A 22,637-nucleotide genomic window follows, 5' to 3' on the forward strand; every position below is an offset into this window, starting at 1 on the left:
TTATGCACCCACACTTGATCAAATTACTCAGCCTGTCGGCCCTGACCGCCGGCATTCTCGCGGCCAGCGCCGGTGCTCGTGCCGATGAAGCCAAAGCACCTGCCTTCAGCGCCGAACCGTGCTGCAACCTGTGCCCGGCAGCGCACGACGCGAAAAACTACACCACGCGTTACCAGCAGAACTTCACCACGCTGGTGCAGGCCCAGGGCGATTGGCTATTCCGTACGCAAGAAGACTTGCGCACCGAGTTCGACACCACACCCGCCGGCTACAAACGCATGAAAGAACTGCACGATGCGTTCAAGAGCAAAGGCGTGGAACTGGTCATCGTCTACCAGCCGACCCGTGGTCTGGTGAACCGCAACAAACTCAACCCGGAAGAAAAGGCCAAGTACGATTTCGACAAGGCCCTGAAGAACTACAAGACCATGCTCGGGCGTTTCGCCGCCATGGGCTACACCGTGCCGGACCTGTCGCCGCTGACCAACGAGTCGCTGCCTGACACCCTGCCGGCCCACGATTTCTACTTCCAGGGCGACCAACACTGGACGCCGTATGGCGCCCAGCGCACGGCGAAAATCGTCGGTGAGCAAATCAAGAAAATGCCGGCCTTTGCCGACGTGCCGAAACGCGAATTCGAGAGCCATAAGTCGGGTCGCATGGGCAAGACCGGAACGTTACACAACATGGCTGGTCAACTCTGTGGCACCAGCTACGCGGTCCAGTACATGGATCAGTTCACCACCGAGCCGAAAGGCGAAGCAGCTGATGGCGATCTGTTCAGTGACTCCGGCAATCCGGAAGTTACCCTGGTTGGCACCAGCCACAGTGGCAAGAACTACAACTTCGCCGGTTTCCTCGAAGAGGCCATCGGCGCCGACATCCTCAACGTGGCGTTCCCCGGTGGTGGCCTGGAAGGTTCGATGCTGCAGTACCTGGGCAGCGAAGAGTTCCAGACCAAGCCGCCGAAGATTCTGATCTGGGAATTCTCGCCGCTCTATCGCCTCGACCAGGAAACCATCTACCGCCAGATGATGGCGCTGCTGGACAACGGTTGCGAAGGAAAGGATGCGCAGATGACCGGCAGCACCACGTTGAAACCGGGCAAGAACGAATTGATGGTCAACAGCAAGAACCTGAACCTGCAAAACAGCAGCCACCAGGTTGATATCCGCTTCGCCGATCCGTCGGTGAAAACTCTGCAAGCCACCCTCTGGTACATGAACGGTCGCCACGAGGACATCAAGATCGAAAAACCGGAAACCTCCGACACCGACGGGCGTTTCGCCTTTGAGTTGCGCACGGACGAAGACTGGGCCTCGCAGAATCTGCTGGCCGTCGAAATCCAGGGCCCTGAAGCAGGTGCCGCGCCACAGAAAGTCGAAGCGAAAATCTGCAAACGCAACGTGTTCCCTGGCGCTGGGCAGCGTACCGCTCAGACCGGGCAATGAGGCAACTATGCAAACCCGAACTTTGAAAAGATTGATCGCACCGTCCCTGTTGAGCCTGGCCATGTTTGCCGGTGCCACCCAGGCCGCCGCGCCACTGCGCCCTCCACAGGGGTACTTCGCGCCGATTGAAAAAGTCAAAACCGGCGACAAGAGCGAAGGCTGTGATGCGATGCCGACGCCGTACACCGGCTCGCTGCAATTTCGCAGCAAATATGAAGGTTCCGACAAGGCCCGTTCGACCCTGAACGAGGCATCGGAAAAAGCCTTCCGTGACACCACGGCCGACATCACCAAGATTGAGCGCGGCACCAGCAAGCGCGTAATGCAGTACATGCGTGACGGTCGTCCGGAACAGCTGGAATGCACCCTGAATTGGTTGACCGCCTGGGCCAAGGCCGATGCGTTGATGTCCAAGGACTTCAACCACACCGGCAAGTCCATGCGCAAATGGGCATTGGGCAGCATGGCGTCGTCCTATATCCGCCTGAAGTTCTCCGACTCGCATCCATTGGCGAACCACCAGCAAGAGTCGCAGTTGATTGAAGCCTGGTTCAGCAAAATGGCTGATCAGGTGGTCAGCGATTGGGACAACCTGCCGCTGGATAAAACCAACAACCACTCGTACTGGTCCGCCTGGTCGGTGATGGCAACGTCCATCGCCACCAACCGCCGCGACCTGTTCGACTGGTCGGTGAAGGAATTCAAGGTCGGCGCCAATCAAATCGACGCCCAGGGTTTCCTGCCTAACGAGCTCAAGCGCCAGCAACGCGCCCTCGCCTACCACAACTACGCCCTGCCGCCGCTCGCGATGATCGCCAGTTTCGCTCAGGTCAACGGTGTGGACTTGCGTCAGGAAAACAACGGCGCGCTCAAACGCTTGGGTGATCGAGTGCTCGCGGGTGTCGAAGACCCGGAAGAATTCGAGAAGAAGAACGGTAAGGAACAGGACATGACCGACCTGAAAATCGACTCTAAATTCGCCTGGCTCGAACCGTTCTGCTCGCTCTACACCTGCTCGCCGGATGTGCTTGAGAAAAAGCACGAGATGCAGCCGTTCAAGACCTTCCGCCTCGGTGGTGACCTGACCAAGGTCTACGACCCGGCGAACGAGAAGGGCAAAAAAGGCTCCTGAAGGCACATATAAAACCTGTGGGAGCGAGCTTGCTCGCGATGACTGAGTGTCAGTCGACATCGATGTGAATGTCAGACCGCTATCGCGAGCAAGCTCGCTCCCACAGGGGTCAGTGTCGAGTTTGAGTTTTGTGTGTTACGCCCTCCGGTTTTCGGTGGGGGGTTTGGGGGGGCTGCGGCCCTTGACTGTTGGTTAAACATGGAGAGACCGGGATGGTATTTTCATCCAACGTGTTCCTGTTTTTGTTCTTGCCGATCTTTCTCGGCATGTACTACTTAAGCGGAATACGCTATCGCAACCTGCTGCTGCTGATCGCCAGCTACGTGTTCTATGCCTGGTGGCGTGTGGACTTCCTTGCGCTGTTCGCAGCCGTCACCCTATGGAACTACTGGATCGGCCTAAAAGTCGGTGCCGCCGGCGTTCGGACCAAACCGGCACAACGCTGGTTGCTCCTGGGCGTGGGCGTCGACCTGTGCATTCTCGGCTACTTCAAGTACGCCAACTTCGGCGTCGACAGCATCAACGCGATGATGACCTCCGTCGGTCTGTCGCCGTTCATCCTGACCCACGTGCTGTTGCCGATCGGGATCTCGTTCTACATCTTCGAGTCCATCAGCTACATCATCGACGTCTATCGTGGTGACACGCCGGCGACCCGCAACCTGATCGACTTTGCCGCTTTCGTGGCGATCTTCCCGCACCTGATCGCCGGTCCGGTGTTGCGCTTCCGCGATCTTGCCGACCAGTTCAACAACCGCACCCACACCCTCGACAAGTTCTCCGAAGGTGCGACGCGATTCATGCAGGGCTTCATCAAGAAGGTCTTCATCGCCGACACCCTGGCGGTCGTGGCCGACCATTGCTTCGCCTTGCAGAACCCGACCACGGGCGATGCCTGGCTCGGCGCGCTGGCCTACACCGCGCAGCTGTATTTCGACTTCTCCGGTTACAGCGACATGGCAATCGGTCTGGGCTTGATGATGGGTTTCCGCTTCATGGAAAACTTCAAACAGCCGTACATCAGCCAGTCGATTACCGAGTTCTGGCGTCGCTGGCACATCAGCCTTTCCACCTGGTTGCGTGATTACCTGTACATCACGCTGGGCGGTAACCGTAAAGGTACGCTGATGACCTATCGCAACCTGTTCCTGACCATGCTGCTCGGTGGTCTGTGGCACGGCGCGAACATCACGTACATCATCTGGGGCGCCTGGCACGGCATGTGGCTGGCGATCGAAAAAGCCCTCGGCCTGAATACGTCGCCGCGCAGCATCAACCCGATCCGCTGGGCGCTGACCTTCCTGCTCGTGGTCATGGGCTGGGTGATCTTCCGCTCGGAAAACCTGCACGTTGCCGGTCGTATGTACGGCGCGATGTTCAGCTTCGGCGAATGGTCGCTGTCGGAACTCAACGCGGCCAGCCTCACCGGCCTGCAAGTGGCGACCCTGGTGGTGGCTTACATGACCCTGGCGTTCTTCGGCATTCGTGACTTCTACAGCAACCTGCCGCCTGAGAAGACCAAGCCTGTTGTGAACGTCGAGGCCGATGGCCCGGCTGCCGCGACCCCTGGAATGATCAAAGCCGTACCGGGCGACAACCCGGGCAGCATCCACGAGCCTGGCTACACCGTCGGCACTGAAGCGACTGTGCAACCGGCCTACTGGACGGCGGACTGGTCTCGTTACGTGATGCGCACGCTGGTACTGGTGCTGTTCATCGCCTCGATTTTCAAACTCTCGGCGCAAAGCTTCTCGCCGTTCCTTTACTTCCAGTTCTGAGGGATCTGACTATGACCCGCTCATTACGCATCCTCTACATCAGCCTGTTCATGGTGACGCTGTTGGTCCTGGGCCTGTGGTCCACGCGCAGTTTCTTCGGTTTCAGCACCTCTGCCGAAACGACGGTGCTCAACGGCCGCTGGACCAAAGCCGTGGAAACGCATTACGACGACGAGTTCCCGATCAAGCGCCTGGGCACCAACCTTTGGGCTGCGCTGGATTTCAAACTGTTCAACGAAGGTCGTCCGGGCGTCGTGCTCGGCCGCGATCAGTGGTTGTACAGCGATGAGGAATTCAACCCGATCGTCAACGAAGAGCTGAACCTGCAAGGCAACTACGCGCTGGTTGAAGGCGTACGCCAGGAATTGAAGGCGAAAGGCGTGAAACTGGTCATGGCGATCGTGCCGGCCAAGACTCGCCTGTACCCGGAACACCTGGGTGAAGTGAAGCCTTCGAGCATCCACGCCAACCTCTATGAGGACTTCCACGCTCGTGTGGCGGCCAACAAGATCCTCGCTCCCGACCTGTTCGGCCCGATGCTGAAAGCCAAGCTGAACGGTCAGCAAGTGTTCCTGCGCACCGACACTCACTGGACCCCGGAAGGCGCGCAAATCGCTGCCGAGACCCTGGCCAAAACCATCGCCGAAAAAACCCCGCTGAGCGGCGAGCCGCAACACTTCGTCACTGAACCTGCGGAGAAGGTGACTCACAAGGGCGACCTGCGGTTGTTCCTGCCGCTGGACCCGCTGTTCGAAAACCTGATGCCCAAGCCTGAGCCGTTGCAGAAGCGCAACACCGTTGCGGCACAAGACCAGCCGGCCGGTGATGACGCCCTGTTCGCCAACACTGAAGTGCCGGTGGCCCTGATCGGTACCAGCTACAGCGCCAACCCCAACTGGAACTTCGTCGGTGCGCTGAAACAAGCGCTGAACAGCGACGTGGTCAATTACGCCGAAGACGGCCACGGCCCGATTCTGCCGATGCTCAGCTATCTGAAAAGTGATGCTTTCAAGAACAGCCCACCACAGGTGCTGATCTGGGAGTTTCCTGAACGTTATCTGCCTGTGAACAACGAAATCGGTGACGCCGACCCGCAGTGGGTCGCAGAGCTCAAAGCTGCCGGCGTAAACCAACAAAACGTTGCAATAAACAACCCTAAATCCGAGACGCCCGACCGGGCGCAAAACTGAAAGAGAGAGGTACTACCATGACTTTCACTACTACTCCTCGCCGTCTCGCCGCTCGCTCCTTAAAAGCAGTCGCACTCGTCGCTGGCATGAGCGTTCTGTCGATGTCCGCCTTCGCTGGCGACGCCGCGCTCTACGGCCCGACCGCACCGAAAGGCTCAAGCTTCGTGCGTGTCTACAACGCCGGTAACGCTGAAGTCAGCGCCACCGTCGGCACCACCAACCTGGCCGAAGTCGCGCCGCTGTCCAGCACTGACTTCAGCTTCATGCCAGGCGGCGACTATAGCGCCAAGGTCGGTAGCCAGTCCCTGCCGGTGAAACTGGCCGGTGATCACTATTACACCCTGGTCAACAACGCCAGCGGCGCACCGCAACTGATCGAAGAGCCGCCGTTCAAGAACAAGCAGAAATCCCTGGTCCGCGTGCAGAACCTCAGCGACAAGGCCCTGACCCTGAAAACCGCTGACGGCAAGACCGAAGTGGTCCCGACCGTGGCCGCCAAGGGCCGTGGCGAACGTGAAATCAACCCGGTCAAAGTCAGCCTGGCGCTATACGATGGCGACAAGAAAGTCGGCGACGTGAAACCGGTTGCCCTGGAACGCGGTGAAGCCGCCGTGCTGTATGTCACCGGCACCGGCAGCAGCCTGGCGCCAGTCTGGGTAAAACGCCCGGTTTCGACGCGCTAATCATTTTGTCAGGACGGTGATCCCTGTAGCAGCTGGCGAAGCCTGCGTCCGGCTGCGCAGCAGTCGTAATCCAAGCAATTCGGTCTTTCTGAATGACCGCATTGTCTGGATTCACGACGGCTACGCCGCCGAACGCAGCCTCGCAGGCTCGGCAGCTGCTACAGGTGAATCGACCTGACCACGGAATAAGAACAAGAGTGAAACGACAGAACGCAGTAGCTCTGACCCATACGATTTTCAAGGAGTAACAACATGATTCCGGTGATCTTGTCAGGTGGTAGTGGCTCACGTCTTTGGCCGCTTTCGCGTAAGCAATTCCCTAAGCAGTTTCTCGCCCTGACCGGCGAACAAACATTGTTCCAGCAAACCCTGGAACGCCTGGTGTTCGAAGGCATGGACACCCCCATCGTGGTCTGCAACAAGGAACACCGTTTCATCGTCAACGAGCAACTGGCCGCCCGTAAACTGGACGTGCAGCGCATCCTGATGGAACCGTTCGGCCGCAACACCGCGCCAGCCGTGGCCTTGACCGCACTGATGCTGGTCAACGAAGGTCGCGACGAATTGATGTTGGTGCTGCCAGCCGACCACGTGCTGGAAGATCAGAAAGCCCTGCAACGCGCGCTGGCCCTGGCCACGGTCGCTGCAGAAAACGGCGAAATGGTGCTGTTCGGCGTACCGGCCACCAAACCGGAAACCGGCTACGGCTACATCAAGTCGGCCAATGATTCGCTGCTGCCCGAAGGTGTCAGCCGCGTCTCGCACTTCGTCGAAAAACCGGACGTGAAGCGCGCCACCGAGTTCGTCGAGTCCGGCGGTTACTTCTGGAACAGCGGCATGTTCCTGTTCCGTGCCAGCCGTTTCCTGGAAGAGCTGAAAAAACACGATCCGGACATCTATGACACCTGCGTGCTGACCCTGGAACGCAGCGAGCAGGATGCCGACACGGTCGACATCGACTCCGCCACCTTCGCTTGCTGCCCGGACAATTCCATCGACTACTCGGTGATGGAAAAAACCCAGCGCGCCTGCGTTGTACCGCTGACCGCGGGCTGGAGCGATGTCGGCTGCTGGGCGTCGTTGTGGGAAGTGAATGAAAAAGACGCCAACGGCAACGTAACCAAAGGCGATGTGGTCATCCAGGACAGCAAAAACTGCATGATCCACGGCAACGGCAAACTGGTGTCGGTGATCGGCCTGGAAAACATCGTGGTCGTCGAAACCAAGGACGCCATGATGATCGCCCACAAGGACAAGGTCCAAGGCGTGAAACAGATGGTCAACACCCTCAACGAGCAGGGTCGCAGCGAAACCCAGACCCACTGCGAAGTCTATCGTCCATGGGGCTCCTACGACTCGGTGGACATGGGCGGTCGCTTCCAGGTCAAGCGCATCTCGGTCAAACCGGGCGCATGCCTGTCGCTGCAGATGCACCATCACCGCGCCGAACACTGGATCGTGGTCAGCGGCACCGCTGAAGTGACCTGCGACGAAAACGTGTTCCTGCTCACTGAAAACCAGTCGACCTACATCCCGATCGCCTCGGTCCACCGCTTGCGCAATCCGGGCAAGATCTCGCTGGAAATCATCGAAGTGCAGTCGGGCAGCTACCTGGGCGAAGACGATATCGAGCGGTTTGAAGATATTTACGGTCGCTCTACCCCGATCGAACGCGGCGTGTCGGTGAAAACCATCGCGCGGTGATTGATCTGTAACACAAGAAGCCCCCGCCCGACCCGCTGCGTTTCCCTATCCGCAGCGGGTTGGGTGGGGGCTTTTTTTGCCTGGATTTTCGCTGCCTGACAGGGCCCATCGCGAGCAAGCTCGCTCCCACATTGAAATGCGATCAACTGTGGGAGCGAGCTTGCTCGCGATGAGGCCCGCAATGACGCTGAAGATCTAATGCCCCATCGCCAACCGCACCTACGCTTAGGTAGGATGACCGTCTCCCTTCCCGAGGTTTGCGTCATGTTCATCGGCGTCCTGCTGGTCATTACCTGGCTGATCCTTTTGCTGCGCTACCCGGCAAAAGCCTTGCCCGTCTCTGTGGCAGCCGCTATCGGGTTGGGTGTGGTGGCAACGTGGGTGATCTGGATGGACAACCGCGAGGTCAAGCAACTGGCGCGCCTGGAGTTGCGCATCACCTACGCGCCCGAACACTGCCCGGCGGACCGGCCGTTGCATCTGACAATGAACAACGGCAACGACGTGCCACTGACCGAGTTACGTTGGCGCGTCGCCGCGTATGCGCCGGGCGATACGGTGAATCTGGCCGACAATCAATATGCCGCCCCGCGCTATCGCGGCCCCGGCGAACTGCAGGCCGGCGCGAACTGGGAAGACTGTTTGCCCCTGCCGCCGCTGCGCCCTGGCTATCGCCCGCAAACACTGGAGTTTCGCGCAGAGCGTTTGCAGGGTAGTTTCTCCGACTAATTCTCTTCCTCTTTTTGCACAAGGACCGCGCCATGCCCGTTGCGTTGATTACCGGTTGTTCCAGCGGCATTGGCCGCGCCCTCGCTGATGTTTTCAAAAATGCCGGATACGACGTCTGGGCCAGCGCCCGCAAGACTGAAGACGTGGCGGCCCTGGCCGCTGCCGGGTTCACTGCCGTGCAACTGGACGTCAACGACGGTGCAGCACTCGAACACTTGAGCGAGCGCATAAACCAGCAACATGGCGGCCTCGACGTGCTGATCAATAACGCAGGTTACGGCGCCATGGGGCCGTTGCTCGACGGCGGTGTGCCGGCCATGCAGCGGCAATTCGAAACCAATGTGTTCGCCATCGTCGGCGTCACCCGCGCCTTGTTCCCGGTGCTGCGTCGCGCCAAGGGTCTGGTGGTGAACATCGGCAGCGTGTCCGGGGTTTTGGTCACGCCATTCGCCGGCGCCTACTGCGCCTCGAAAGCGGCGGTGCATGCCTTGACCGATGCGTTGCGCATGGAACTGGCGCCGTTTGGCGTGCGGGTCATGGAAGTCCAGCCGGGCGCCATCGCTTCCAGTTTTGCCAAGAATGCCGGCCATGAGGCGGAGCAGCTGATTACCGAACAATCGCCGTGGTTTCCACTGCGTGAAGGCATTCGCGCACGGGCCAAGGCCTCCCAGGACAACCCGACCCCGGCCAGTGAATTTGCTGCCGGATTGCTCAAGGCCGTGCAGCAGAGCAAACCACCGCGCCTGATTCGTCTGGGCAATGGCAGTCGGGCGTTGCCGTTGCTGGCGGGGTTGTTGCCCAAAGGGCTGCTGGAGGCGGGGTTGATGAAGCGGTTCGGACTGAAGGGGCAACTTCCATGACTGACTACACCGAATACTTTGACGAGGTGATCCAGGCCCACGTCGCCATCGAGCAATGGTTGGCCGAGGAACAGGACGAGCCGGCGCTTGAACAATTACTGACGCGTTTTTCGCCGCAGTTTTCCATGGTCTCGCCGTTGGGGCGGGTGCTGGATTTCGACGCGTTGAGCGAATTGTTTTTGATGGCAGGCGGGAAGAAGCTCGGGTTCAGAATTGAGCTCAGCGAGTTGCGCGGCATTACCTGGCACGATGGTGGCGCGACGGTGAGTTATCGCGAGCAGCAGACCGATGCGACGGGGTTGCACTCTGATCGACGGTCAACGGTGGTGTTTGAGAAGCAGGCGGATGGCAAGGTAGTTTGGCGGCATTTGCATGAGACGTTTTGCAACTGAAGCGCCCCAAAAGATCGCAGCCTTCGGCAGCTCCTACAGAGATTGCGATTCCCTGTAGGAGCTGCCGAAGGCTGCGATCTTTTGATCTTGCGGTTACTGCTTAACCACCACCGTGCAAGTAATCCCCGCCGCCAACAGCACACCCTCCGGCACTTCATCAATGTGAATCCGCACCGGCACCCGCTGCGCCAAACGGACCCAGTTAAAGGTCGGGTTCACATCTGCAATCAGCTCGCGGCTCTGCGGGTTATCACGGTCGTAGATGCCGCGAGAAATGCTTTCCACATGCCCCTTCAACACTTCCCCACTCATCAGCTGCATGTCGGCTTTATCGCCGACCCGCACGTGGGGCAATTTGGTTTCTTCGAAGAAGCCGTAGACCCAGAACGAGTTCATGTCGACCACGGCCATTTTCGCTTCGCCGATGCGCGCGTAGTCGCCGCGATGGACGTTGAGGTTGGTGACATAGCCGTCCACCGCTGCGCGGACCTCGGTGCGTTTGAGGTTCAGTTCGGCGGCTTCGAGCTGCGCCTGAGCATGCTGGTAATCGGCTAACGCCGAGTCGGCGATGTTGCTGGCGTCGTCGCGGTTTTCCCTGGAGATCACCAGGTTGTCCATGTCAGCGCGGCGGTGGGCGTTGACCTTGCGCATCTCCCACGTCGACTTGCGCGAGGCCACCAGCGCCTGTGCCTGTTTGACCGCAATGCGGTAGTGCTCGGGGTCGATCCGCATCAGCAAATCGCCCTTCTTCACCTGTTGATTGTCGCGCACCGGCACGTCCACCACTTCCCCGGTGACGTCGGCGGCGACGTTGATGATGTCGGCGCGCACCCGGCCGTCGCGGGTCCATGGCGTGTCCATGTAATGCACCCACAGGGTCCGGCCGATCCACATCGCAAGGGCCAGCACCAGCAGGGTCGCAAGCAGGCTGAAAAGCTTTTTCATCAGGGCCTTCTTCAGTGATAGAGAGTCAGTGATAGAGAGTCAACGGTAAACAGTCAGCGCCAAGGCGCCGAACAGACAGGTAAACAGACTCAGGCGCAGCAGCGCCGGGTGCCAGAAGAAGCGGTACAGATCGAATCCGGACAGGAACCGATCAAGTGCCCAGGCCAGCGCCGCCGCGACGAAAAACATCAGGGTCATGGTCGGCATGTACACGCCGTGGAAGGCGATTTCACGAGGCATGTTCAAGTCCTTGGGGCCTGGCGGTAGTGTTGGCATTTATGTAGCCGGCGAGCGGTGATTGCGGGTCCAGCAACGAAGTGCGGATGAAGTGCAAATAGCTCTTCACCCGACGCAAGGCCGAGGTGTCGAAGTGCGGCGCGAAAGGTTCATCGGTGGCTTGCACGCGGCTGATCGCGTGATCGACGGCGATCAATCCACGCTCCAGATTGCTCTGGCTCGGTTGCAGAAACAGCCGCACCAGCGAGCGTCCCATCACCCGGATCGCCTGACGCCACGGTTGGGATTCGGCATAGGCCGGATGCACCGGCAGGATCGCCTGTTCCTTGCGTAACTCGATGATCGCGTGGCCGACTTCCAGCACCACGAACATCCAGCGCAGCAAGTCCCGTTGCACCTGCGGCTGCCCTGCCGCGAGACCGTAGGCCTGATGCAGCAAGTCCCGCGTACTGCTTTCGAAACTCGACGCCAAACCCTTGAGTTTGCCGCTGATGGCGTACACCACTTGCCCGCGTAAATCCTGCTCCAGCCGACGCCACAACCAGCGGCTGTTGGGCGGCAGAATGATCGCCCCGGCCGCCGCGCACACCAGCATGCCAAGCACCATGGCGATGTAATCGTTGATGAAGGCGTAAGGGTTGTAAACGGTGAGGTTGTCCGGCACTGAACCGGTGCTGAAGAAGATCAGCAAACCGAGACCGACACCGGCGTATTGCGGCCGCGAAGTGAGGAACGAACCGAGCACGATCACCGGCGCGAGCATCACGCAGAGCAACGCAAAGCCGTCGATCCACGGGAAGATGAAAAACATCTCGACGAAGCCGATCAGGGCCCCGAGGAGCGTCCCGCAAGCCATCTGAAACGCCATGCGTTTTGGATTCGGTGTCGCCGCTGAAAGGCCCACGGTCGCGGCGGCGATCAGCGTCATCGTCGCCCCGCTCGGCCACGCGGTGGCGACCCAATAGCTGCCCAGAACTACCAGAATGAACGCCGCGCGAATCCCCGAGGCGGCCGATGCCATCCAGTTGGTTTGCGGGGTGAACGGCTCATCCCATTGCTCGCGCGCATGGCTGTGATCGGCCAGCGACGCATGGGTCTGTGCATAACTGTGCAAGTCGTCGACGAAGCGATAGAGCAGTTCATACGCGGTATGAAAATCCAGCTGCTCGGCGTCGCTCGGATCGCTCTCCTGAAAAGTCGCCCGCAAGCTGCGAACGCGCGCCGGCAAATCTTCTTTATAGGCGGTCAACGCGATCACCAGACGCCCTGCATCAGCGTTGGTCAGGGCGCGGCCGCTGAAGCCGTCGAGCAGTTCCGCGAGGTCCTGCAAACCCGGTTTGATCGCCGCAACCACGTGATCGGTGCCGCTGCTGCGCAAGCGTTCGAGCAACTGGTGCAAGGCGTTGAAACGGGTGGTGATGCCCATGAATTCGCTGTTCAGTCGACTGAGCCGACCGTTGCGCCGACGCATGTGCGGGTCTTCGAAAACGGTGACGCTGCGCAGCCCTTCCAATCCGACAGCCTCGGCGATGAAGCGCACGTTGCTCGCCTCGAAAGCCTCCCGTTTACTGCGACCACGCAAGCCATCGGTGACGAATAGCGCGAACACGCCGAAGCGCTGATACAAGGCGTTGCGCATGGCGGCGCTGGCGGATTGCGGCAGGATCGCGGCGCTGACCAGCGTGGAGCAAATAATTCCCAGGGAGATTTCCAGCACCCGCCACACGGCAGCCATGAACGCGCCGTCCGGGTGCGCCAGTGCGGGCAAACCAACCATCGCGGCGGTGTACCCGGCGAGCACGAAACCATAGGCGCGGAAGTTGCGATAGCGCGCCGCGCCCGCCGAACAGATGCCCACCCAGATCGCCAGCGAACCGAGGAACAACTCGGTGTTCTGCGCAAACAAGGCAATCAACGCGACCATCACCGCCGAGCCGGCCAATGTCCCAAGAAAACGATAGAAACTCTTGGCCAGCACGTGGCCGCTTTGCGGTTGCATGACGATGAACACGGTGATCATCGCCGTGCGCGGTTGCGGCAACTCCAGGCGCATGGCCAGCCACAGCGTCAGGAACGCCGCGAACAGCACCTTGAAAATGTAGACCCAGGTCACGCCATCGCTGCGCGCCCAGTCGAAGAAACCCCGGCGCCATTCAAGGGAATACAGCCAGCGCAAAGGTGCGGGCAAGGGAGTCATGAAATCCTGCTCATTGATATTCAGTCAGGCTGGGAACCTGTGGGAGCGAGCTTGCTCGCGATAGCGGAGTGTCAGGCGACACAAGCATTGACTGACACGCCCTCATCGCGAGCAAGCTCGCTCCCACAGGGTCCGTGCTCACTTCGAGATGCTCTTAAGAAGAGTCGGGGTTTTCGGTACAGCGGTCTGACTGTCTTTCGGCACATCGTCGCCCGCGCCCAGTCCGCCGCCGAGCGCCGTCACCAGTTCAGCGTGAGCACTGAGGCGTGCGGCCTGAACCTGCTGCTGAACCTGCTGCTGTTTGAACAACAAGGTCTGGGCATTGAGCACATTGAGGTAATCGGTGAGGCCGCGCTGGTAGGCGATCATCGCGATGTCGTAAGTCTTCTGGGCCGTGGCCACCGACTCGGCAGCGAAGGCCTGCTGCTTGTCCATGGATTCGCGGCGGATCAACTGGTCGGAGATGTTTTTCAGCGCGTTGACCAGCGTCTGGTTGTACTTGGCCACGGCGATGTCGTAACCGGCCGAGGCTTCGCCCAGCTCCGAGCGCAAACGGCCGCCGTCGAAGATCGGCAACGAGATGGCCGGGCCGACGCTGTAGTTGAGCTTCTTGCCGGTCAAAAACTCCAGCGCCCCACCGCCGGTGGCCATGTAGCCGAGGCTGCCGACCAGGTCGACGTTGGGGTAGAACCCGGCGTGCGCGACATCAATACCCCGTGCCTGGGCCGCCACTTGCCAACGACTGGCGACTACGTCCGGGCGTTGACCGAGCAGCTGCGCGGGCAACGACGACGGCAGTTTCAGCGCTGCGCCTAACGACAACGTTGGCCGCTGCAACTGCGCGCCCTCCCCCGGACCAAAACCTGCCAAGGCTGCGAGTTGATTGCGACTCAGGGCGATTTCTTCGTCCAGTGCATCGATCTGGCGGTGAGTTTCCGGCAGCGGCGTTTCAGCCTGACTGACTTCGAAATGGGTGCCGATGCCACCGTTCAGGCGCTTCTGCGCGAGGTCGAGAATTTGCTGCTGCTGTTTCAAGGTCGCCTCGACGATGTCCCGTTGCGCGTAATGCAACGACAGCTCGATGTAGGCGCGCACGATGTTGTTCTGCAATTCGAGCTGAGCCAGACGCGCTTCGGCGGCGCTCATGTGCGCCATGTCCACGGCGCGCTCGGTGGCGTTGCTTTCGCGCCCCCAAAGGTCAAGGGCGTAGCTGAAGCCCAGCGCGGCGTTGTTGTCCCAGGTGGTGGTGTTGGCCAACTCGCCCGGCCCGTAGAACTGATCGGTAGGCCAGTTGTGGCGTTTGAGAGTGGATTCGCCATTGATCTGCAGCGACTCGGCGGACTCGGCGATCCCGGCCATGGATTTGGCCTGACGCACTCGCGCCGCCGCCATGGCCATGGTCGGGCTGCCTTGCAGGGCGAGGTCGATCCAGCGGTTCAATTGCGGGTCGCCATAGGCCTGCCACCATTGCGCGGTGGGCCAGTGAGCGTCCTGTGCAGCGTTGTGGATGGCTTCGTCGGTGGTCAATGAATTGGCCTCCAACGCCTTGCCCTGCGGGGCAATACCTCCGGTACCGATGCAGCCGCTGATTGCCAGGGTTAAAGCCAAAACACTGAGCGTCTGAAGCGCTCTGTTGATGCGACGCGGCACTGCTGCGATTTCCTGAGGTGAGATAGATCCCCTGTAGGAGCTGTCGAGTGAAACGAGGCTGCGATCTTTTGATGTTGCCTTTAAAAGCGAAGATCAAAAGATCGCAGCCTCGTTTCACTCGGCAGCTCCTACAGAGGTGGGCGCAATTCTAGGGGTCGGCTTTGTTGGCGATAAGCTGGGAATCCTGTGAATCTTTGTTACCGTTAACGCGATAATCAGTTAGTCCATCTTTAGTCGCCTGTAGAAAGTCAGCAACTTCGTGTCACAATTTGCCATTCGCCTAGAGAGCACCCCATGGACACTTTGCAAAACATGCGCGCCTTCAGTTACGTGGCCGAGGCCGGCAGCTTCACCGCCGCCGCCGTGCAACTCGACACCACCACGGCCAACGTTTCGCGCGCGGTCTCCAACCTGGAAGCCCACCTGCAAACCCGCCTGCTCAACCGCACCACCCGACGCATCGCCCTGACCGAGGCCGGCAAGCGCTATCTATTGCGCTGCGAGCAGATCCTGGCCTACGTCGAAGAAGCCGAAGCCGAAGCCAGCGACGCCCACGCCCGCCCGGCCGGGCAGCTCAAGGTGCACACCATGACCGGCATCGGTCAGCACTTCGTGATCGACGCCATCGCTCGCTACCGCAAGACTCACCCCGACGTCACCTTCGACCTGACCATGGCCAACCGCGTGCCGGACCTGCTCGACGAGGGTTACGACGTGTCCATCGTCCTCGCCAGCGAGCTGCCGGACTCGGGTTTCGTCTCCCAGCGTTTGGGCATCACCTACAGCATCGTTTGCGCTTCGCCCGCGTATGTGAAAGCCAACGGCTGCGCGCACAAGCCCAGCGATTTGCTGAACCACGCGTGTTTGCGGCTGGTGAGCCCGGTGATTCCGCTGGAAAAGTGGACCTTCGACGGTCCTGAAGGCCAGGAAATGGTCACCATTAATAGCTCGCCGTTTTTGGTGAACTCCGCTGACGCGATGAAGACGGCAATCATCAGCGGCATGGGGGTTGGCGTGTTGCCGGTGTATGCGGCGATTGAAGGGTTGCGTAATGGGAGTCTGGTGCGGGTGATGCCCAAGTACCGCTCGCAGGAGTTGAATCTGTATGCGATCTACCCGTCGCGGCAGTACCTGGATGCGAAGATCAAGACGTGGGTCGAGTATTTGCGTGGATCGTTGCCAGAGATATTGGCGGCGCATCAGGCGGAATTGGTGGCGTATGAGTTGAGTGGGAGTATGGGTGGGGTTCGGGTGGCGAACTGATGTCGCAGAACCGCGACGCGCCGGGTCTGCGCTACACCGCTCCCACAGTTGGGCGAAGGGCACCCGGCAATCCGGGCACTCGCACAATAACGAGGAAGAATGTTAGCGTGCTTGGCATTCACCTGCGCCGAGAGCCCTCCTCCCATGAAAAAGACCGTCCTCGCCTTCAGCCGCGTCACCCCCGAAATGGTCGAACGCCTCAAGCAAGACTTCGACGTCATCGTGCCAAACCCGAAAAACGGCGACATCAACGCCCAATTCAACGAAGCCCTGCCCCACGCGCATGGCCTGATCGGCGTCGGTCGCAAACTCGGTCGCGCACAATTGGAAAACGCCGCCAAACTGGAAGTCGTCTCCAGCGTCTCGGTCGGCTACGACAACTACGATGTCGCCTACTTCAACGAACGCGGGATCATGCTCACCAACACCCCCGACGTCCTTACCGAAAGCACCGCCGACCTGGCCTTCGCCCTGCTCATGAGCAGCGCCCGCCGCGTGGCCGAACTGGACGCCTGGACCAAGGCCGGCCAATGGCAGGCCACCGTCGGGGCGCCATTGTTCGGTTGCGATGTGCATGGCAAGACCCTGGGCATCGTCGGCATGGGCAACATCGGTGCGGCCATCGCCCGTCGTGGGCGGCTGGGCTTCAACATGCCGATCATCTACAGCGGCAACAGCCGCAAGACCGAGCTGGAGCAAGAACTCGGCGCGCAGTTCCGCAGCCTTGATCAACTGCTGGCCGAAGCCGATTTTGTCTGCCTGGTGGTGCCGCTCAGTGAAAAAACCAGACACCTGATCAGCCATCGCGAACTGGCGTTGATGAAGCCGAGCGCGATTCTGGTGAACATTGCCCGCGGCCCGGTGGTGGACGAACCCGCCTTGATCGAAGCCCTGCAAAACAACCGGATTCGCGGTGCCGGGCTGGACGTTTACGAGAAAGAACCGCTGACCGAGTCACCCCTGTTCCAACTGAAAAACGCGGTGACATTGCCGCACATCGGCTCGGCGACTCATGAAACCCGCGAAGCCATGGCCAACCGAGCCTTGGCCAACCTGCGCAGCGCTTTGCTGGGTGAGCGACCACAAGATCTGGTGAACCCACACGTCTGGAAAGGCTAACTAAAACGGGCAGGTGTTTAACCGCCTGCCCGTGACCTACACACCTTGCAATTCAGTTAACTGCTAAAAAAAAGATACTCACTATAGACTCCCCATTACTTAGTCTAACTTACAGACCTTAGTTATGGAGAGCACCTACATTGAACCACCTTACGACCGACAAACTGATTAGATACAGCAAAGTAATACTAATGACCTATATAAGCTTCTTTGGCTTGATGGTGATGTACAGCAACTTTACCGACTACCCATCCAATTACGAATACGTCGGCCATATTCTCAGCATGGACACCACCCGAGAAAACCTGAACCTGAGTTACAGAGCAATCACTTCGCCCATGCTCCACCACCGCATTTATTGGTTCATCATCACTCTGGAAGTTATTTACACGGCTTTCTGCTTGCTGGGCACTTACCATCTTTATAGAAACATCAATGCACCTGCCGCCGATTTTCACGAAGCGAAGAAGTTTGCGATCATCGGACTATTGATCGGCTTTTTTGTCTATTACATCTGCCTGCAAGTGATCGGCACCGAATGGTTCAATATGGATGAATCCGCAACGTGGAACGCCAAGGATTGGGCCAGGCACATCGTGGACTTCATGTTTCCACTGCTGATTTACATCGTGCTCAACATCGAACGCTGAAGTTTCAGCGCTCGATTAACCAAACCTTCACGCCAGTTTGCCGTTCCCTTGCACCCTCGGCGCCCTCGGCTTACGAAACACCAGCACATTGCCCAGCATCACCAGTACCAAACCCACCAAGGCGGGCGCGGTCCATTGATAGCCTTCGGCAAACGCCGACACGTTCAGCGCCACGACGGGGAACAGTACGGTGCAATAGGCTGCGCGTTCCGGCCCCATCCGCCCGACCAACGTCAGGTAGGCAGTGAAACCGATCACCGACCCCGGAATCACCAGGTACAGCAGCGAGCCGATGTAGCGCGTGTTCCATTCCATGTCGAACGGAATGCCTTTGACCAGGCACCACGCCGACAACATCGCCGCGCCATAGGCCATGCCCCAAGCGTTGGTGGTCAGCGGTTTCAGTCCCGCCTTCTGCTGCAAACTCGACAGCATATTACCGGCCGAGAAGCACAGGGTGCCGAGCAACGCCAAGCCCAATCCGAGCAAGGTTTGCGGGCTCGCGGTGTGCCCCGCCAGCTCAGGCCAGAACAACAGGCCAAGCCCAAGCAACCCCAGCGCACCGCCCATCAGCACATTACGAGCGACTCTCTGGCCGAAGAACACGCGTGCATTGAGTGCGTTCCACAATGTGGCCGTCGAAAACACCACCGCGACCAGACCGCTGGGTATCCACTGGCTGGCAGTCAGAAAACACATGAAATTGATGCAGAACAGGCACAACCCCTGCGCCAGACAGATCAGGTGCCCGCGACGGTTCATCACTTGCAGGCGGCGACTCAGCAGCAGCATCACGAACAGCACCAACGCTGCGAGGCCGAAGCGATAGACGATCGACACCGGAATCGCCACCACGCCCAGTTGCCATTTCAAGGCAATCCAGGTGGTGCCCCAGATCAGCACGGTCAGCAGATACAACGAAAGGTTCATGGCAAAGACTCCTGAATAGGCCTTCAGTGTCCTGCGCCAAGGCCTTTCGCACTTGCATAAACTTGCGCTTTTGTCGGGCCACAGGCTGGCAGCCGAACGGCTACGGAGTAGGATGCAAGGCGTCGGAGAGAAGCCATCATGCCTGCACTGGAAACCCTGCAAGTCTTTCAAGCCCTCAACCGCTCGCCCAATGCTCGCCTGGAGCACAGCGCCGAGCTCGGTGACGGCATGGCGGCAGCCTTGTGGAGCAATCATCATGACGCCCAGGATTACGAAGCGCCGAGCCATCACACCCTGTCCTGCTACATCGCCGGCGGCACCGGCACCTTTCGCCGCGACCAACCCGGCACCAAGGGCGGCCCCGACAAGTTGTGCATCCTGCCGGCCGAGCATCAATCGGGCTGGGTGATCAACGGCGACATACGCCTGGCCCACGTGTATTTCAGCCCCGAACAATTCGCCCTCGGCTGCGTTACGTTGCTGGACCGCGAACCTCGCGAGCTGCAGCTGCGCGAAGCCACCTTTCTGGACGACCCGGCGCAAGCCCGGCGCTTTCGGCAAATGCTCACACTCAACTGGGACGAGCCCGGCGAACGCGTGCTCACCAGCAGCCTGGCCCATGAAATGCTCAGCCACGTACTGCTCGGTCAGGTTGGAATGCGTGAGGGCTTGCGGCTGAAAGGCGGATTGGCAGCGCATCAGCGGCGGCAGTTGGTGGAGTTCATCGACAACCAATTGGCCGAGGCCATCAGCCTGGGGCAGTTGGCTGCGTTGTGTGCGCTATCCGAATACCACTTTGCGCGGATGTTTCGTGAAAGTTTCGGCTTGCCGCCGCATCAGTTTGTGCTGTCGCGGCGACTGAGCCGAGCGCAGGAGTTGCTGCGTTCGACGTCGCAGCCATTGGGGGAGATCGCGTTGGTGTGTGGGTTTGCCAGTGCGAGTCATTTCACCAATCGGTTTCGTCAGGCATTGGGTGGAACGCCCGGCGAGTATCGGCAGGCGTTTTTGCGGTAATCCTGAAGATAGTCGGTGCCTGTCAGGCCGCCTTCGCGAGCAAGCCCGCTCCCACATTTGATCGCATTCCCATGAGAAAACTCGGTCGAATGTGGGAGCGGGCTTGCTCGCGAAGAACGATGACGCGGTCTCTGATCAGAACTCCAAAGTGCTGGACAGCGACACCTGCCGCGAATCCCCCATCGACACAAAGAACCGGCTCGCCGCCGAGGTGTAGTAGGTGCGGTCAAACAGGTTCTTCACGTTGAGCTGGAACTTGACCTTCTGCCCCTCGACTTTGGTGTCGTAAGTGGCGAATGCATCAGCCACGGTGTAGCTCGGCAGGTCGAAATCGTTCACAGCATTACCCGCTCGCTCGCCGACATACCGCGCACCCGCGCCAACCCGCAGTTGGTCACCACCGATGAGGGTGCCAAAGTCATAAACCGCCGACAGCGAACCACTATTCTTCGCTACGTTTTGCAGTTTTTTGCCTTTGTAGATCGGGTCTTCCGTGACTTCGGCATCGGTGTAGGCATAGCTGCCGATCATGCTCCAGCGATCAGTCAGCTGCCCGCTCAGGTCTACTTCCAGACCACGGGAACGCACTTCACCGGCGGCGCTGTAGATCGTCACGGGTCCTTCAGAGTTGGCCACCAGCACGTTGCGTTTCTTGATGTCGAACAGCGCGACGTTTCCGGTGACGCGTCCCGGCATGTCGAGCTTGGCGCCGATTTCCCAGGACTTGGCCTCTTCCGGCGCAACGCTGCCATCAAGCACGGTGCTGCTGCCGCTCAACGGTGCGATGGTCGAGTTGGGTTTGAACGACTCGGTGTAGCTGCCGTAGAACGACAGTTCATCGGTGTAGCGATATACCAGACCGGCGCGAGGCACCCATTTCTGGCCGTTGCTGTCGGTGTTGGCCTTGAACGGTACGCCTTTGCCGGCGTACTGGTCGTATTCCTGGAAGCGCCCGCCGGCCACCAGAATCCATTGATCGGTCAGGTGAATCGAGTCCTGCAAAAACAACGAATCGCTGCGCAGTTCATCGGTCTGCGCGCTGTCCGCAGGGCTGACGGTGGTGCCGGCGACTTCGCGGCCGTAAACCGGGTTGACGTAGCTGAAAGTACTCAGGCTTTTCTGGCGGATCAGGTCTTCGCGGTAGATCTTGCGGTATTCATCATCGACGCCGAACACCAGGTCATGTTTCATCCCCGCGAGCTGGACATTGCCTTCAAGGCTGGCGGTGGTGAAGCGGTCGGTGCTGATGGCGTTCTGGGTGCCGTCCATGCTGCGGGTCAGGGTGCCTTTCTTGGTGTCGATGGCGGTGATGCGCACCTGGCTGGCATCGTAGGTTTCGCGGTTCCAGCTGTAGCCGAAGTGGGCTTTCCAATTGTCGTTGAGCTCGTGATCAGCCTCGAAGTGATAGAGGTCCGAGCGGCCTTCCATGTTGTTGAAGGGCTCGTCGAGGCGACGCTCGCGGGAGATGTCCAGCGGATGGTTGTCACGCGGGTCGATGATCGTGCCGCGGTCGAACGGGGTCAGAAACTCGCGGTGTTCGTAGGAGAACAGCAGCTTGGTGCTTTCGCCGAACCAGGCCAGTGACGGTGCTACCAATGTCTCGCGGTGAGTGCCGAAGTTGCGCCAGTAATCTTCGTCTTCGTGGTCCAGGACCATGCGATAGGCCAACCCGGAATCACCCAACGCGCCGGTGCTGTCGAGGCCGCCACCGCTGCCGTTTTTGCCGTCGCCATAGGTCGAGCCACGCAGGGTCAACGCGTTGTACTGCTCAAGCTCGGGTTTCTTGCTGACCATGTTGACCACGCCGCCCGGGTCTTGAATGCCATACAGAAGCGAGGCCGGGCCCTTGAGCACTTCGACCCGGTCCACGGTCGCATTCATGCCACGGCCCTGCACGATTGGCATGCCGTCGCGCATGATCGAGCCGTTGCGGTTGTCGCCGAAGCCGCGAGTCATCACCGAGTCCTGAGTGCTCGCCAGTGTGTTGCCTTGAGTAATGCCGCTGACGTTGGCCAGCGCGTCATCCAGATTGCGCGGCGCTTGATCACGAATGACCTGAGCCGGAACCACGTTGACGGTCTGGGGAATTTCCTGGAGCAAGGCCGATGAGCGCATCACCGAACTGGTGGGCGGTGGCTGATAGCTCATGGATTGATCGGCCACCGAGGTGATGGTGGTCGCGCCCAGGTTCAAGGCACCCTCGGTAGGCAACGGATCCAGCACCCATGTGCGGCCGTCGGTGCGACGGAAGGTGAACCCCGAACCGCTGAGCAAACGCTGCATTGCCTGTTCGGCGCTCAACTGACCATTGATCGCCGGGGCGGTTAGACCGTACGGCGCCTCATCGGTGTAGATGACGCTGATACCGGTGATCCGGCTGAAGTCGCTCAAGGCCTGGGGCAGGGGTTTGGCGGCCATTGCGAAGCTGAACGGCGCGTTCTGTCGGGCACTGCCGGCCTCAGCCGCCACCGCCATACTCAACGGCAGCAATGCCAACGCCGAAAAGCTCAAGGCACACGTACCCAACCATTGTTTGACCGAACCCGATTTTGCCCTGGACTTCATTGCTCATGACCTGTGTAGAACCACTACGGATGCGAATGACTCGCAGTTTCAGTCACTACACGGATGGGGCCTGGGTTTACCTCACCAGAAATTTTGAAAATATTTGAAAAAATCAAAAGATCGCAGCCTGCGGCAGCTCCTACAGAGG

Annotated in this window: 19 protein-coding genes; 13 read left to right on the forward strand and 6 right to left on the reverse strand. The window is 59.7% G+C overall.

The genetic code is table 11. From position 1 onward, the window contains the following. Nucleotides 1-2: 2 nt before the first annotated feature. The 9 genes from WLY71_RS07990 to WLY71_RS08030 all read left to right on the forward strand — a co-directional run bounded on the left by WLY71_RS07990 (nucleotide 3) and on the right by WLY71_RS08030 (nucleotide 9,919). Nucleotides 3-1,451 carry an alginate O-acetyltransferase gene (locus tag WLY71_RS07990; protein ID WP_347803131.1) on the forward strand — a complete coding sequence of 483 codons (1,449 nt, stop codon included), beginning with the start codon at nucleotides 3-5 and terminating at the stop codon, nucleotides 1,449-1,451. 7 nt (nucleotides 1,452-1,458) lie between these two features. Continuing rightward, on the forward strand, nucleotides 1,459-2,583 hold the full coding sequence (locus tag WLY71_RS07995) for a mannuronate-specific alginate lyase (protein WP_347803132.1): 1,125 nt from the start codon (nucleotides 1,459-1,461) through the stop codon (nucleotides 2,581-2,583). A 212-nt stretch (nucleotides 2,584-2,795) separates the two neighbouring features. Beyond that, nucleotides 2,796-4,361: an MBOAT family O-acyltransferase gene (locus WLY71_RS08000; RefSeq protein WP_347803133.1), complete on the forward strand. Its 1,566-nt coding sequence runs from the start codon at nucleotides 2,796-2,798 to the stop codon at nucleotides 4,359-4,361. A gap of 11 nt (nucleotides 4,362-4,372) precedes the next feature. Continuing rightward, the gene (locus WLY71_RS08005; RefSeq protein WP_347803134.1) at nucleotides 4,373-5,551 is read left to right on the forward strand and encodes an alginate O-acetyltransferase; all 1,179 of its coding nucleotides are present in this window, start codon (nucleotides 4,373-4,375) and stop codon (nucleotides 5,549-5,551) included. Between the two features lie 17 nt (nucleotides 5,552-5,568). Further along, nucleotides 5,569-6,234, forward strand: a complete 666-nt coding sequence (locus WLY71_RS08010) for an alginate O-acetyltransferase AlgF (protein WP_347803135.1) — start codon at nucleotides 5,569-5,571, stop codon at nucleotides 6,232-6,234. A gap of 252 nt (nucleotides 6,235-6,486) precedes the next feature. Further along, nucleotides 6,487-7,938: a mannose-1-phosphate guanylyltransferase/mannose-6-phosphate isomerase gene (locus WLY71_RS08015; RefSeq protein ID WP_347803136.1), complete on the forward strand. Its 1,452-nt coding sequence runs from the start codon at nucleotides 6,487-6,489 to the stop codon at nucleotides 7,936-7,938. Between the two features lie 264 nt (nucleotides 7,939-8,202). Continuing rightward, nucleotides 8,203-8,667: a multidrug transporter gene (locus WLY71_RS08020; RefSeq protein ID WP_347803137.1), complete on the forward strand. Its 465-nt coding sequence runs from the start codon at nucleotides 8,203-8,205 to the stop codon at nucleotides 8,665-8,667. A gap of 32 nt (nucleotides 8,668-8,699) precedes the next feature. Then, nucleotides 8,700-9,527, forward strand: a complete 828-nt coding sequence (locus tag WLY71_RS08025; RefSeq protein WP_347803138.1) for an SDR family oxidoreductase — start codon at nucleotides 8,700-8,702, stop codon at nucleotides 9,525-9,527. Next, the gene (locus tag WLY71_RS08030; RefSeq protein WP_347803139.1) at nucleotides 9,524-9,919 is read left to right on the forward strand and encodes a DUF4440 domain-containing protein; all 396 of its coding nucleotides are present in this window, start codon (nucleotides 9,524-9,526) and stop codon (nucleotides 9,917-9,919) included. Before WLY71_RS08025 ends, WLY71_RS08030 begins: the two co-directional genes overlap by 4 nt. A 93-nt stretch (nucleotides 9,920-10,012) precedes the next feature. Here WLY71_RS08030 and WLY71_RS08035 read toward each other — a convergent pair whose 3' ends face one another. From WLY71_RS08035 to WLY71_RS08050, 4 genes are all read right to left on the reverse strand, one after another. Continuing rightward, the gene (locus tag WLY71_RS08035; protein ID WP_347803140.1) at nucleotides 10,013-10,864 is read right to left on the reverse strand and encodes an efflux RND transporter periplasmic adaptor subunit; all 852 of its coding nucleotides are present in this window, start codon (nucleotides 10,862-10,864) and stop codon (nucleotides 10,013-10,015) included. Nucleotides 10,865-10,903: 39 nt separating this feature from the next. Further along, nucleotides 10,904-11,104 carry a DUF1656 domain-containing protein gene (locus WLY71_RS08040; protein ID WP_347803141.1) on the reverse strand — a complete coding sequence of 67 codons (201 nt, stop codon included), beginning with the start codon at nucleotides 11,102-11,104 and terminating at the stop codon, nucleotides 10,904-10,906. Next, complete coding sequence (locus WLY71_RS08045) at nucleotides 11,094-13,298, reverse strand: FUSC family protein (RefSeq protein WP_347803142.1); 2,205 nt, start codon at nucleotides 13,296-13,298, stop codon at nucleotides 11,094-11,096. Before WLY71_RS08045 ends, WLY71_RS08040 begins: the two co-directional genes overlap by 11 nt. Nucleotides 13,299-13,436: 138 nt before the next feature. Further along, the gene (locus tag WLY71_RS08050; RefSeq protein WP_347803143.1) at nucleotides 13,437-14,948 is read right to left on the reverse strand and encodes an efflux transporter outer membrane subunit; all 1,512 of its coding nucleotides are present in this window, start codon (nucleotides 14,946-14,948) and stop codon (nucleotides 13,437-13,439) included. 294 nt (nucleotides 14,949-15,242) lie between these two features. On the opposite strand from WLY71_RS08050, the gene WLY71_RS08055 reads away from it, so the two are divergent. The 3 genes from WLY71_RS08055 (at nucleotide 15,243) to WLY71_RS08065 (ending at nucleotide 17,980) form a co-directional block, all read left to right on the forward strand. Then, nucleotides 15,243-16,211 carry a LysR family transcriptional regulator gene (locus tag WLY71_RS08055; protein WP_347803144.1) on the forward strand — a complete coding sequence of 323 codons (969 nt, stop codon included), beginning with the start codon at nucleotides 15,243-15,245 and terminating at the stop codon, nucleotides 16,209-16,211. A gap of 144 nt (nucleotides 16,212-16,355) precedes the next feature. Then, nucleotides 16,356-17,330 (forward strand): 2-hydroxyacid dehydrogenase, encoded by a 975-nt coding sequence (locus WLY71_RS08060; protein WP_347803145.1) that lies wholly within the window; start codon nucleotides 16,356-16,358, stop codon nucleotides 17,328-17,330. A gap of 140 nt (nucleotides 17,331-17,470) precedes the next feature. Next, nucleotides 17,471-17,980, forward strand: coding sequence for a DUF2165 family protein (locus tag WLY71_RS08065; protein ID WP_347803146.1), 510 nt, complete (start codon nucleotides 17,471-17,473; stop codon nucleotides 17,978-17,980). A 27-nt stretch (nucleotides 17,981-18,007) separates the two neighbouring features. On the opposite strand, the gene WLY71_RS08070 is transcribed toward WLY71_RS08065, so the two are convergent. Then, nucleotides 18,008-18,910 (reverse strand): DMT family transporter, encoded by a 903-nt coding sequence (locus WLY71_RS08070; RefSeq protein WP_347803147.1) that lies wholly within the window; start codon nucleotides 18,908-18,910, stop codon nucleotides 18,008-18,010. Between the two features lie 138 nt (nucleotides 18,911-19,048). Here WLY71_RS08070 and WLY71_RS08075 point away from each other — a divergent pair, with 138 nt between their 5' ends. Next, on the forward strand, nucleotides 19,049-19,924 hold the full coding sequence (locus WLY71_RS08075) for an AraC family transcriptional regulator (protein ID WP_347803148.1): 876 nt from the start codon (nucleotides 19,049-19,051) through the stop codon (nucleotides 19,922-19,924). A gap of 135 nt (nucleotides 19,925-20,059) precedes the next feature. On the opposite strand, the gene WLY71_RS08080 is transcribed toward WLY71_RS08075, so the two are convergent. Next, nucleotides 20,060-22,489: a TonB-dependent siderophore receptor gene (locus WLY71_RS08080; protein ID WP_347803149.1), complete on the reverse strand. Its 2,430-nt coding sequence runs from the start codon at nucleotides 22,487-22,489 to the stop codon at nucleotides 20,060-20,062. Nucleotides 22,490-22,637 lie beyond the last annotated feature (148 nt).

Source organism: Pseudomonas rossensis, assembly GCF_039888995.1.
Taxonomy (GTDB): Bacteria; Pseudomonadota; Gammaproteobacteria; order Pseudomonadales; family Pseudomonadaceae; genus Aquipseudomonas; species Aquipseudomonas rossensis.